The sequence below is a fragment of the Pantoea sp. OXWO6B1 genome (assembly GCF_001641135.1).
In the GTDB taxonomy this organism is placed as follows: Bacteria; Pseudomonadota; Gammaproteobacteria; order Enterobacterales; family Enterobacteriaceae; genus Pantoea; species Pantoea allii.
The window spans coordinates 4340917-4354620 of sequence record NZ_LWLR01000001.1 but is presented as its reverse complement, the minus strand read 5'-3'; the positions used below and the strand labels follow the sequence as shown (position 1 = coordinate 4354620).

Genomic DNA, 13704 nt, shown 5'->3' with positions numbered 1-13704 from the left:
CTCAACCAAATCAGCTTCATATACTGATTTCCGTTTTCCCGGGCAGGTTATTTGTCACGACGCATTATCGGTTTGCCATTAAAAAAATCGCCGTGTTTAACCTACATCTCTCTGATACCCAACGCGATGTGTATGCAGTCAGAGCGAATGTGGCTTTCGCTATATTTCAGGAGTGCATCATGAGTAGTTATCACCAGACAACGGAGGCGGTACAAAAACGCACCAACGCGCGTTACTGGATCGTGGTCATGCTGTTTATTGTGACCTCATTCAATTACGGCGACCGCGCCACGTTGTCTATTGCGGGTTCGGCGATGGCAAAAGATATCGGCCTCGACCCGGTGGGAATGGGCTTTATCTTCTCTGCTTTTTCGTGGGCGTATGTTATCGGACAAATCCCCGGCGGCTGGCTGCTGGACCGCTTTGGTTCTAAGCGCGTCTATTTCTGGAGTATCTTCCTTTGGTCGTTATTTACCCTGCTGCAAGGCTTTGTGGACTTGTTCAGCGGTTACACCATTGTGATGACGCTGTTTATGCTGCGCTTTATGGTGGGGCTGGCTGAAGCGCCTTCATTCCCAGGCAACAGCCGTATTGTCGCGGCCTGGTTCCCGGCTCAGGAACGCGGGACGGCAGTGGCAATTTTCAACTCTGCACAATATTTCGCTACGGTGATTTTTGCGCCAGTTATGGGCTGGCTGACCTCTGCCGTGGGCTGGGCGCACGTGTTCTGGTTTATGGGGGGATTGGGGATTATTTTGAGCCTCGTCTGGCTCAAAGTGATTCACGATCCCTGCGATCATCCTGGCGTGAACAAAGCAGAACTGGAATACATGGAGCAGGGCGGCGCGTTGATCAACATGGATCAGAAAAGCGTGAAGCAAAAAGTCAGCTTAAGTGATAAGTGGTTCCAGGTTAAGCAACTGCTGCAATCGCGCATGATGATCGGTGTGTATATCGGTCAGTACTGTATCAACGCTCTGACATACTTCTTTATCACCTGGTTCCCGGTCTATCTGGTACAGGCGCGTGGCATGTCGATCCTCAAGGCGGGGTTTGTCGCCTCGGTTCCTGCGCTCTGCGGCTTTATCGGTGGTGTGCTCGGTGGGGTGATATCCGACTGGCTCATGCGCAAAACCGGCTCTCTGAATATTGCCCGTAAAACGCCGATTGTCCTTGGGATGCTGCTCTCTACCTCCATGGTGGTCTGTAATTATGTTGAGACGGACTGGGTTGTGGTTCTGTTCATGGCGACCGCCTTCTTTGGTAAAGGCATCGGTGCGCTGGGTTGGGCCGTGATGGCGGACACTGCGCCGAAAGAGATCAGCGGGCTGAGCGGTGGTCTGTTCAACATGTTTGGCAACGTTTCCGGCATCGTCACGCCTATCGCAATCGGCTACATCATTGCGTCTACCGGCTCCTATAACGGTGCGCTGGTTTATGTGGGCATTCACGCGTTCGTTGCCGTGCTTAGTTATCTGGTGCTGGTGGATAACATCAAGCGCATCGAACTGAAAACACGTTAAGGAGCCAGCATGAATACACAATCAACGCCCGTGATTACCGATATGCAGGTCGTTCCTGTGGCTGGCTATGACAGTATGCTGCTGAATATTGGTGGGGCCCATAATGCCTGCTTCACGCGCAATATCGTGATCCTGACTGACAGCGCCGGACACACCGGGCTGGGTGAAGCGCCAGGCGGCGAAACCATCTATCAAACCCTGGTGGATGCCGTACCCCAGGTGATCGGTCAGCAGGTCGCCCGCATGAACCGGCTGGTTCAGCAGGTTCATCAGGGGAACCAGTCCGCCGATTTCGATACCTTTGGCAAAGGCGCCTGGACGTTTGAACTGCGCGTCAACGCGGTCGCGGCACTGGAGGCTGCATTGCTGGACTTGCTGGGACAATGTCTGGGGGTTCCGGTCGCTGAGCTGCTCGGTCCGGGTCAGCAGCGCAACGAGGTGACCGTTTTGGGCTACCTGTTCTACTTAGGTGACCGCCGTAAAACCGATTTGCCTTATCTGTCCGGCGAGAAGGCACAGCATGACTGGTATCACCTGCGTCATCAGGAAGCCCTGAGTAGCGAGGCCGTTGTCCGGTTGGCGGAAGCGGCACAGGATAAATACGGTTTCAAAGATTTCAAACTCAAGGGCGGCGTGCTGCCGGGCGAACAGGAGATCGCCACCGCGCAGGCGCTGAAAAAACGTTTTCCCGAGGCACGAATCACCGTCGATCCCAATGGCGCGTGGCTGCTGGACGAAGCGATCGGGCTGTGCAAGGGCATGCAGGATGTGCTGACCTACGCGGAAGATCCCTGTGGCGCTGAGCAGGGTTATTCAGGACGCGAGGTGATGGCCGAGTTTCGTCGTGCCACTGGCTTGCCGGTCGCCACCAACATGATCGCCACCAACTGGCGTGAAATGAATCATGCGCTGATGCTGAATGCCGTTGATATCCCGCTGGCCGATCCGCACTTCTGGACGTTAAGCGGTGCCGTGCGGGTCGCGCAACTTTGCGATGAATGGGGCTTAACCTGGGGCTGCCACTCAAATAACCACTTTGATATTTCCCTGGCGATGTTCACCCATGTCGGTGCCGCCGCGCCCGGTAAACCTACCGCGATAGATACCCACTGGATCTGGCAGGAGGGCGATCAGCGCCTGACGAAAAATCCGCTGCAGATCCGTCAGGGAAAAATTGCGGTGCCAGATGCGCCAGGCCTGGGTATTGAACTGGACTGGGAACAACTCCGCCTGGCAAACGAACGCTACAAATCACTGCCAGCGGGCGGGCGCAATGACGCCACGGCCATGCAGTATTTGGTACCCGGCTGGACATTTGACCGTAAACGCCCGGCGTTTGGCCGGGCCTCTGCTTAAGGGATAACAGATGAATACGACACCGAAAATTACCGCCATGCAGGTTATTCCCGTCGCCGGTTATGACAGCATGTTATTGAACCTGAGCGGCGCACATTCACCTTTCTTCACCCGAAATATCGTCATCATTAACGATAACGCCGGCCATACCGGCGTAGGTGAAATTCCCGGCGGCGAAAAAATCCGTCAGACGTTGGAAGATGCCGCGGCGCTGGTGGTGGGGAAAACGATTGGCGAATATAAAAACATCCTGAGCCTGGTTCGCACCACCTTTGCCGATCGCGATGCCGGCGGCCGGGGTAATCAGACCTTTGATCTGCGCACCACGATTCATGTGGTTACCGGGATCGAAGCCTCACTGCTGGATCTGCTGGGGCAGCATCTGGGCGTTAATGTTGCCTCGCTGTTGGGCGATGGGCAGCAGCGCGACAAAGTAGAAATGCTGGGTTATCTGTTTTACGTTGGCGATCGCAATAAGACTTCACTGGGCTATCAGAACCAGGACAACGACGCCTGCGACTGGTATCGCCTGCGACATCAGGAAGCGCTCACGCCCGATGCGGTGGTGCGTCTGGCTGAAGCCGCCTATGAAAAATACGGCTTTAACGACTTTAAGCTCAAAGGTGGCGTGCTGAGCGGCAGCGACGAGGCAGAAGCGATTACGGCGCTGGCGAAACGCTTCCCGCAGGCGCGCGTCACTATTGATCCCAACGGAGCCTGGTCGCTGGACGAAGCCATTACGCTGGGCAAGCAGCTTAAAGGCGTGCTTGCCTATGCAGAAGATCCCTGTGGCGCAGAGCAGGGCTATTCCGGGCGCGAAGTGATGGCTGAATTCCGACGGGCAACCGGCTTGCCTACCGCCACCAATATGATTGCCACTGACTGGCGTCAAATGGGCCACACCTTATCTTTGCAGTCGGTCGATATTCCGCTGGCGGACCCGCACTTCTGGACGATGCAGGGTTCCGTGCGCGTGGCGCAAATGTGCCACGCGTTTGGCCTGACGTGGGGTTCGCACTCCAACAACCATTTCGACATTTCACTGGCGATGTTCACCCACGTTGCCGCTGCCGCACCGGGCAAGATCACCGCCATTGATACACACTGGATCTGGCAGGAAGGCAATCAACGACTGACCAAAACGCCTTTCCAGATTGAAGGTGGCATGGTCGCGGTGCCGCAGGCACCGGGGCTGGGTATTGAACTGGATATGGATCAGGTCATGCAGGCCAATGCGCTCTATCAAAAGCATGGTCTGGGCGCACGTGATGATGCGCAGGCGATGCAGTTCCTGATCCCGCAGTGGACGTTTGATAACAAGCGCCCGTGCCTGGTGCGTTAACTTTTTTGGGCTTCCTTGAGGAAGCCCGTTCCACAGGAGCTAAATCATGAGTAATACAGCCTGGCCAAATGAATTTCGCCGCCGCCTGCTGGCTGGTGAAACCCTGATCGGCAGTTGGTGTGCCCTGGCAAGTCCTCTCTCGACCGAAGTGTTGGGGCTGGCCGGATTTGACTGGTTAGTACTGGATGGTGAACACGCACCCAACGATATCACCACCTTTGTGCCTCAGCTCATGGCGTTGAAGGGCAGCCCCAGTGCGCCGGTGGTGCGTCCACCCTGTAACGAACCGGTAATTATTAAGCGCCTGTTGGACATTGGTTTTAACAACATCCTCGTCCCCTTTGTAGAGAACGAAGAAGACGCCAGACGTGCGGTGGCCTCAACGCGCTATCCGCCTGCCGGGATTCGCGGCGTGTCGGTTTCTCATCGCAGCAACATGTACGGCACGGTGCCGGATTATAACGGCACCATTAACGACAACATTGCTGTGTTAGTACAAATAGAAACGCAGCAGGCCGTGGACAATATTGATGCTATCGCGGCCGTTGACGGGGTGGACGGCATTTTTGTCGGCCCTGGCGATTTGTCTGCCGCACTTGGCTACCTTGGGCAGCCCGCGCACCCGGAGGTATTGAAGGTCATCAAACACATCTTTGAGCGGGCAAAAGCGGCTAACAAGCCCAGCGGTATTCTGGCACCGGTTGAGGTGGACGCGCGGCGCTATCTCGAATGGGGCGCGACTTTCGTTGCCGTAGGCAGCGATCTCGGTGTTTTTCGTAGTGCCACTCAGGCGTTGTGTGACAAATTCAAAAAGTAATCATCAGGAGAAACGAAATGAAAATTGGCTTTATTGGCCTGGGCATCATGGGCAAACCAATGAGTAAAAACCTGTTAAAAGCTGGTTATTCACTGGTGGTGCGCGATCACAATGCAGAAAACGAAGCTGAACTGGTGAAGCTCGGCGCGACAACGGCGGCGAATGCCAAAGAACTGGCCCAACAGTGTGACGTGGTCATCACCATGGTGCCCAACTCACCGCAGGTGAAAGAAGTCTGCCTGGGCGAAAACGGCATCATCGACGGCGCTAAACCGGGCCTGATTGTGATCGATATGAGCTCCATCGCGCCGCTGGCGAGCCGGGAAATCCACGATGCGCTGGCGGCAAAACAAATTAAAATGCTGGATGCGCCGGTGAGTGGCGGCGAGCCCAAAGCGATTGAAGGGACGCTGTCAGTCATGGTGGGCGGCGATAAGGCCGTGTTTGACGAGTGCTATGACATCATGAAAGCCATGGCGGGATCGGTGGTTCACACCGGTGACATCGGGGCGGGCAACGTCACTAAACTGGCAAACCAGGTGATTGTGGCGCTGAATATCGCTGCGATGTCAGAAGCCCTGTCCCTGGCGACCAAAGCGGGCGTGAGTCCGGAACTGGTGTACCAGGCGATTCGTGGTGGCCTGGCGGGAAGTACCGTTCTTGATGCCAAAGCGCCAATGGTGATGGACCGCAACTTTAAGCCGGGCTTCCGCATTGACTTACATATCAAGGACCTGGCTAACGCGCTGGATACCTCGCACAGCATCGGTGCGCACCTTCCGCTGACGGCGGCCGTGATGGAGATGATGCAGGCGCTGCGTAATGACGGACAGGGAACTGCCGACCACAGCGCGTTGGCCTGCTATTATGAAAAATTAGCCAACGTCGAAATCTCTCGTTAATGACTCGCCCGGCTTCTGCGGACGTCGGGCCACTTTCACTCTCTAATCGTTAATTAATACCGCCTGGATTGCCTATGAAAATCGTAATCGCACCGGATTCATATAAAGAAAGTCTTTCTGCCCTGGAAGTGGCATCGGCAATCGAAGCGGGATTCCGTGAGGTTTTCCCCGATGCCCATTATGTGAAAATACCGGTCGCTGATGGTGGCGAAGGTACGGTTGAAGCGATGGTGGCCGCGACGCAGGGAAAAAGGGTCAGGTTAACGGTAACCGGTCCGCTGGGTGAACCCGTTGAGGCGTTTTATGGCTTATCGGGTAATGAAGATACCGCCTACATCGAAATGGCGGCGGCCAGCGGCCTGGAGCTGGTACCGGCAGCGCAGCGCGATCCCCTGATCACCACCTCGTTTGGTACAGGAGAGCTGATTAAAAATGCGCTGGATAAAGGCGTTAAACATATCATTATTGGCATTGGTGGCAGTGCCACCAATGACGGCGGTGCAGGCATGATGCAGGCGCTGGGCGCCCGCTTGCTGGATAAGCAGCACAAGCAAATTGGTCAGGGCGGCGGTGCCTTGCCCGAGCTGGCAAGCATTGATATTAGCGGGCTGGACAGCCGTATCCGTCACTGCCGCTTTGAAGTAGCCTGTGACGTCACCAATACGTTGACGGGCGCTCATGGTGCCTCAGCGATTTTTGGCCCACAGAAGGGCGCGACGCCCGAGTTGGTTGAGCAACTGGATCGGGCACTGACGCACTACGCCACCATTATTCAGCGTGATCTGGGCATTGATGTGCTGCAGGTCAGTGGCGGCGGCGCAGCCGGTGGTATGGGCGCTGCACTGCATGCTTTTTGTCAGGCGGAGCTACGTCGCGGGATTGAGATTGTTACCGAAGCACTGGGACTGGAAGAACAGGTAAAAGACGCCGACCTGGTCATCACCGGCGAGGGACGCATCGATAGCCAGAGTATCAATGGCAAAGTGCCCATTGGCGTCGCCAACGTCGCCAAGCGTTTTAATATTCCGGTGATAGGGATTGCTGGCAGCCTGACTGACGATGTCGGTGTGGTACATCAGCATGGCTTAGATGCGGTGTTTAGCGTGCTTTACCGTATTTGCTCGCTGGATGAGGCCCTGAAAGGGGCAGAAAACAATGTCCGGCTCACTGCGCGAAATGTGGCCGCTACAATGAAAATCGCCGGTTTTCACTAAACGTTTTTACGGCCCCGCCATGCAGCAGTGACAGGGCCGTCGTATCATCACCCTGTACTGATTAAGGCATGGAGAGTATGCGCCGTGCCTGCGTGGCGACGTTCTCCATTTCATCCTGAAGCTCCAGGAGTTCTGGCTCCAGCGCTTCGATATCACTGGCCTGATGAAGTTCTTTCTCAAGCTTACGACACAGCTGTTTCATCCGTGGCACGCCGCTGTAACTGGCGCTGCCGTGAAGTTTATGAATGATCTCGCGTAAGGCGATCGCGTCATTGTCGGCCATGGCCTGCGCCATTTTACCGTGCACTTCCGGTAAGAACTCCAGCAGCATTCGTAGTAAATCCCGTGCCAGGTCCGGTTTATTTGCTGCCTGGCGTAATGCCAGCTTCCAGTCGAGCGTTGGCAATATTTGGGGCAGCTCTGGCACCGTGGTGGTCGGGCTTGGCATATAACGCGCCAGAACCTGAGCGAGCTTGTTTTCATCAATTGGCTTGGCAAGATAGTCGTTCATTCCTGCCCTGATCAGATGCTCGCGTTCACCATCAATAGCATGAGCGGTAACGGCAACTATCGGCGTGGCTGCATGGTTTGGCAGCGTACGGATGATCTCACTGGCGCGGATGCCATCAATATCCGGCATTTGTATATCCATTAAAATGACGTCCAACGCTTGCCGGTGGGCGACGCGAATAGCCTGCTCGGCGTTATTACACAGTACGATGTGTTGCACCTGTTCTTCGAGCAGCGCCCCGATCAGCTTCAGGTTAGCAGGATTGTCGTCCACGGCCATCACGGTCAGCGGCAGGCGCGGCGAAGCGGACATTTCATTGCTGTGACGCGCATGCAGCTCCAGCAGCATCGGCAGCAGGCGCGTTTGCGAGACGGGTTTCGTGATACAGCCATCAATACCGCGCACTTTCAGCTCATCGGCCAGTAACATCATCGGACTCGGCAGCGCCATAATGACCAGATCCGCGCTTTCCAGCAGGGAATGGATCAGCCTGTCCTCAAGCACCTGCGGTTGGCTGGCGTTGACCGGCATTGCCATCAACAGAATGGGATAGCGCGGCTGGCTCAGGCCTTCCAGCGTTAAGCTGTGCTCAACCTGCAACGGCGTTGCAGCTAAAATTTCCACCACCGCGCTGGCAACATCTGGGTTGGCTTCAACATAGGCCATGCGCGTATTCGACAGCGCATCCAGTACCCGCGGCATACTCGGTGCATTGGGGTTGAGGTCGAGCTTAACGCGCACCCAAAAGGTAGAGCCGTGATTCTGGCGGCTGACGAAAGTAATCTCCCCGTTCATTTCCCGCACCAGCTTTTGGGTGATCACCAGCCCCAGCCCCGATCCACCGTGGCGGCGAGAAATACTGGCATCCGCCTGGCGAAATGCCTGAAACAACTGCGCCTGCTGCTCTTCGGAAATGCCAATGCCGGTGTCGCGAACCTGAATCTCCAGCTCGACATGGGTCGCCGTGATGGTGTGTTGATCTACGCGTAAATTAATCGTGCCTTTTTCGGTAAATTTAATCGCATTTCCCATCAGGTTGATCAGGATTTGCTGCAGACGAAGCGCATCACCGATAACGTTATCCGGCACGCTGTTATTGCACACCACGGTCAGCTCCAGCCCTTTTTCATGGGCCGACGGAGCCAGTAAAACCAGGGTTTCATCCAGGGTGGCGCGCAACGGGAAGGGAATGGACTCCAGCATCAGTTTGCCGGCTTCCAGCTTAGAAAAATCAAGCACGTCATTAATGATCGACAGCAGGTTATTGGCCGAGCGCTCAATGGTCAGCATGTAGTCGCGTTGAGTAGTGCGCAGCGGCGTTTTCAGCATCTGTCGGGTAAAGCCCAGCACGCCATTGAGCGGCGTACGCAGCTCATGAGACATATTTGCCAGAAACTCGGATTTGATACGGGCGGCTTCCTGCGCCCGCTTCTTGGCCAGATCCAGCTCGACGTTCTGAATCTCCAGTTGCTCCAGCGTTTCCCGCAGATCCCAGGTGGCCTGGTCAATATTGTGCTGCATCTCTTCGTGATAAGCGGTGAGCGACATTGCCATGGCGTTGATCCCGTTTTTCAGGATACTCAACTCGCCGAGCATATGACCTTCCACCCGACTGTCTAACTGCCCACGGCGAATGCGGTCAACGGTACTGACCATATTACGGATAGGGCCGGTGACATCCCGCATCAGACGGTAGGCAAACAGCATGGCAATGCACAGGCAGAACAACAGCATCAGGGTGGCAATAAAGACTTCCCGGTATTGCTGCAAGCGCACGGATTGCAGATCCAGTTCTATCGCCACGTAGCCCAGAGGATTGCCTGCGGGTTTGGCATCCTGTTCCGGTAGCTCGTCAACGGCGTAACGCTCAGACGTTATCGGCTTACGTAAAATCAGCAGGTTGCCGCTGCCTTCGATGGAAACATCGTCAGGAAGCGCGCGAATAGCCTGTTTTGATTCCAGACTGAGGTTTTGATTGTTGTTGGAGGTGACGTAGAGCTGATTATTGTCGTCAAAGACGGAGATGGCACGAACGATCCCGGAATGGCGGCGATGCAGTAAACTAACCAGTTCACGTAGCGCGTCACGATTGTGCCACGTCATGCTGTATTCGGTGGAGATTGCCAGCGGTTCAATGATATTGGCACCCGCCTCAATGACCTGTCGCTGTAGCTCGTTGTAGCGATGCACCACAAAAAATGAGCTGAGCAGCAAACCTACCATCAACGTAGGGGCCAAAATTAAAATCATCATTCGCGCCCGCAGGCTGTATTTGGTCATAATAGTCGCCTGCTGTCCGGCATTGACGTCCCTGTGCATCCGCTGAACCTTATGCACATCGAATCTAAAAGAGAAAGAACCACACTATGGCGCAATTTTACTCCGCAAAACAGCGCGTGACGACCAAACAACGGATCACCGTCACCATTGAAGACCTCGACCCGTTTGGTCAGGGCGTGGCCCGGCACAAAGGGAAAACCCTGTTTGTCACGGGTGCGCTGCCTGGCGAAGAGGCGGAGGTAAGCCTGCTGGAGGACAAACGCCAGTTTGCCAGAGCGAAAACGGTGCGCCTGCTCAGCCGCAGCGCGTCACGGGTTGAGCCACGCTGTCCTCATTTTAGCCGCTGTGGTGGCTGTCAGCAGCAACATGCTGATGAAGCGTTGCAGCAGCAGAGTAAATCGCGTGCGCTGGCGCGCATGCTGACCCAGGCCGCGAACCAGCCCGTGGCGGTTGATGACATTATTGCCGGGCCCACCTGGGGCTACCGCCGTCGCGCCCGCCTTGGTTTACAATGGCATAACAAAAGTCAGCAGTTACTGATGGGGTTTCGCCAGGAATCTACCAACGATCTGGTCGATATTCAGCAATGCCCTGTTATGGTGCCCCAACTTGAAGCGCTAATTATTCCGCTGCGCAATTGTCTCACCATGCTTAATGCTGTCAAACGGTTAGGACATGTTGAACTGGTGCAGGCTGACAATGGCTCAGTGCTGCTACTGCGCCATCTGGATGCATTAAGCTCCGACGATATAGCAAAACTGGAACGTTTTTCGCATCAGCACCAACTGATGCTGTTTCTGGATGATGGAAGTGAGACGCTGCGCGGATTTAGCGAACAGCGACCATTTTATCATTCTCACCAGCTTGAGCTAATCTTCAGTCCACAGGATTTTATTCAGGTCAATGATGCGGTCAACCAGCAGATGGTGGCGAAGGCCATCGAATGGCTTGATTTACAACCTGAAGATCGGGTTCTGGATCTGTTTTGTGGCATGGGAAACTTTACGCTTCCTGTAGGAAAATCGGTACAACGTGCCGTAGGTGTTGAGGGCGTTGCAGCATTAGTGCAACAGGCAGCGTATAATGCTGACGTGAATAATCTTAAAAACGTCAGATTTTTTCAGCACAATCTGGAAGAAGATGTTTCGCATCAGCCCTGGGCTATGCAGGGCTTTAACAAGGTATTACTCGATCCGGCACGCGCTGGGGCGGCAGGTGTTATGGCACATGTCGTAAAATTATCGCCAGAACGCGTGGTCTATGTATCTTGTAATCCTGTGACACTCGCACGTGACAGTAGCACCTTGCTGTCGGCGGGTTACCAATTGGAAAGGGTCGTGATGCTGGATATGTTTCCTCATACCCGTCATCTCGAATCCATGGTGCTGTTCAGAAAAAAAATATAAGTGTCCGGCAGGGGCGCTGTGCAGGAGAGGATATGGTTGCGGTTAGAAGTGCACATTTAAATACGGAAGGGGAGTTTGCCCTTGACCAGTGGATCGCCAGCCTTGGCGTTGCTAACCCGCAATCCTGTGATCGTCTCGCTGAAACCTGGCGCTATTGTGAAGCGCAGACTCAGGGGCATCCTCACCAGTCGCTACTGCTGTGGCGCGGTATCGAGATGGTGGAAATCCTCTCGATGCTCAGCATGGACATTGAAAGCCTGTGCGCCGCGTTGATTTTCCCCCTTGCTAATGACGAAGTGGTCAGCGAAGAAGAGCTGGAAAAAACCGTCGGCAAAGGCATCGTTTCGCTGGTGCACGGCGTTCGTGATATGGACGCCATCCGTCAGCTGAAAGCCATTCATAACGACTCCATGGCCTCCGAGCAGGTGGATAACGTCCGCCGCATGTTGCTGGCCATGGTGGAAGACTTCCGCTGCGTCGTGCTGAAGCTGGCTGAGCGCATCATGAACCTGCGTGAAGTCAAAGACGCGCCGGAAGATGAGCGCGTACTGGCAGCGAAAGAAAGCACCAACATTTATGCACCGCTGGCGAATCGGCTGGGCATTGGGCAGCTTAAATGGGAGCTGGAAGATTACTGCTTCCGCTACCTGCATCCTGATGAGTACAAACGCATTGCTAAGCTGCTGCATGAGCGCCGCATTGACCGTGAGCAGTACATCGAAAACTTTGTTAATAACCTGCGTAAAGAGATGGCAAAAGAGGGCGTGCGGGCAGAAGTGTACGGCCGTCCGAAGCATATCTACAGCATCTGGCGCAAGATGCAGAAGAAGTCGCTGGCGTTTGATGAACTCTTTGATGTGCGCGCGGTACGTATCGTTGCCGAGCGGCTGCAGGACTGTTATGGCGCACTGGGCACGGTGCATACGCTGTATCGCCATCTGCCCAATGAGTTTGACGACTATGTAGCAAATCCCAAGCCCAATGGCTATCAGTCGATCCACACCGTGGTATTGGGGCCTGAGGGCAAAACCGTCGAGATCCAGATCCGTACCCGTCAGATGCATGAAGATGCAGAGCTGGGCGTGGCCGCGCACTGGAAATACAAAGAGGGCCCGTCGTCCAGCCATGCGCGCGGGGCGGCAGGTCACGAAGAGCGCATTGCCTGGCTGCGTAAGCTGATCACATGGCAGGAAGAGATGGCGGATTCCGGCGAGCTGCTGGAAGAGGTGCGCAGTCAGGTGTTTGACGACCGCGTTTATGTCTTTACCCCAAAAGGGGATGTGGTGGATTTACCGGCGGGTTCTACGCCACTGGATTTTGCTTACCATATTCACAGCGATATCGGTCATCGCTGCATCGGCGCGAAGATTGGCGGGCGCATCGTGCCCTTCACCTATCAACTGCAGATGGGCGATCAGGTTGAAGTCATTACCCAAAAACAGCCGAACCCGAGCCGTGACTGGCTGAACCCGAACCTGGGATTCATCACCACCAGCCGTGGTCGCGCCAAAATTCATAACTGGTTCCGTAAACAGGATCGGGATAAAAACATCCTGGCGGGCCGCCAGATTCTGGATAACGAGCTGAACCAGATGGATATCAGCCTGCGTGAGGCCGAGAAGCTGCTGCTGCCGCGCTATAACGTCACCTCGCTGGACGAGCTGTTGGCCGCTATTGGCGGCGGTGATATTCGCCTGCACCAGATGGTGAATTTCCTGCAGGCGAAGCTCAATAAGCCGACTGCCGAAGAGCAAGACCGCGAAGCCCTGCGTCAGCTTACGCAAAAATCGCACGCGCCCACCTCACGAAAAGAGAGCGGTCGCGTGGTGGTGGAAGGCGTTGGCAACCTGATGCACCACATTGCACGCTGTTGTCAGCCGATTCCGGGCGATGATATCGTCGGATTTATCACCCACGGACGCGGCATTTCGATTCACCGCGCCGACTGCGATCAGCTGTCTGAGCTGATTTCCACCGCGCCTGAGCGCATCGTGGATGCGGTGTGGGGCGAAAGCTATTCCAGCGGCTATTCACTGGTCGTGAGAGTCACGGCCAACGATCGTAGCGGGCTGTTACGCGATATCACCACCATCCTCGCCAATGAAAAGGTGAACGTGCTGGGGGTTTCAAGCCGTAGCGATACGAAAAAACAGTTAGCCACCATTGATATGGATATTGAAATTTATAATCATCAGGTGCTGGGGCGCGTCCTGTCTCGCCTGAACCAGGTGCCTGATATTATTGATGCCCGACGTCTGCACTAAACTTCTGTTATCAGGCGCACGTGCTTTCTGACGTGCGCCTGGCTGCTTTTATCACCGCTGTTACGCCAACTGAACACCTGAAGGATTGC

The 13704-nt window shown here is 55.1% G+C and carries 9 protein-coding genes; 8 read left to right on the top strand and 1 reads right to left on the bottom strand.

All coding sequences use genetic code 11. From position 1 onward, the window contains the following. The first annotated feature begins 179 nt into the window (after positions 1–179). The 6 genes from A6A26_RS22265 to A6A26_RS22240 all read left to right on the top strand — a co-directional run bounded on the left by A6A26_RS22265 (position 180) and on the right by A6A26_RS22240 (position 7154). Positions 180–1523 carry an MFS transporter gene (locus tag A6A26_RS22265; RefSeq protein WP_063880763.1) on the top strand — a complete coding sequence of 448 codons (1344 nt, stop codon included), beginning with the start codon at positions 180–182 and terminating at the stop codon, positions 1521–1523. 9 nt (positions 1524–1532) lie between these two features. Next, complete coding sequence (locus tag A6A26_RS22260) at positions 1533–2879, top strand: enolase C-terminal domain-like protein (protein WP_063880762.1); 1347 nt, start codon at positions 1533–1535, stop codon at positions 2877–2879. Positions 2880–2889: 10 nt separating this feature from the next. Next, positions 2890–4221, top strand: a complete 1332-nt coding sequence (gudD, locus tag A6A26_RS22255) for a glucarate dehydratase (RefSeq protein ID WP_063880761.1) — start codon at positions 2890–2892, stop codon at positions 4219–4221. 46 nt (positions 4222–4267) lie between these two features. Next, positions 4268–5038 carry a 2-dehydro-3-deoxyglucarate aldolase gene (gene garL, locus A6A26_RS22250; protein ID WP_063880760.1) on the top strand — a complete coding sequence of 257 codons (771 nt, stop codon included), beginning with the start codon at positions 4268–4270 and terminating at the stop codon, positions 5036–5038. A gap of 17 nt (positions 5039–5055) precedes the next feature. Further along, positions 5056–5940, top strand: coding sequence for a 2-hydroxy-3-oxopropionate reductase (gene garR, locus A6A26_RS22245; protein WP_063880759.1), 885 nt, complete (start codon positions 5056–5058; stop codon positions 5938–5940). Positions 5941–6014: 74 nt separating this feature from the next. Then, positions 6015–7154 carry a glycerate kinase gene (locus tag A6A26_RS22240; protein WP_063880758.1) on the top strand — a complete coding sequence of 380 codons (1140 nt, stop codon included), beginning with the start codon at positions 6015–6017 and terminating at the stop codon, positions 7152–7154. A 61-nt stretch (positions 7155–7215) separates the two neighbouring features. Here the strand turns inward: A6A26_RS22240 and barA are convergent, their stop codons facing one another. After that, positions 7216–9945: a two-component sensor histidine kinase BarA gene (gene barA, locus A6A26_RS22235; RefSeq protein WP_063880757.1), complete on the bottom strand. Its 2730-nt coding sequence runs from the start codon at positions 9943–9945 to the stop codon at positions 7216–7218. A gap of 86 nt (positions 9946–10031) precedes the next feature. On the opposite strand from barA, the gene rlmD reads away from it, so the two are divergent. After that, positions 10032–11351: a 23S rRNA (uracil(1939)-C(5))-methyltransferase RlmD gene (gene rlmD, locus A6A26_RS22230; protein WP_063880756.1), complete on the top strand. Its 1320-nt coding sequence runs from the start codon at positions 10032–10034 to the stop codon at positions 11349–11351. A 32-nt stretch (positions 11352–11383) separates the two neighbouring features. Beyond that, the gene (relA, locus tag A6A26_RS22225) at positions 11384–13615 is read left to right on the top strand and encodes a GTP diphosphokinase (protein ID WP_063880755.1); all 2232 of its coding nucleotides are present in this window, start codon (positions 11384–11386) and stop codon (positions 13613–13615) included. The last annotated feature ends 89 nt before the right edge of the window (positions 13616–13704 follow it).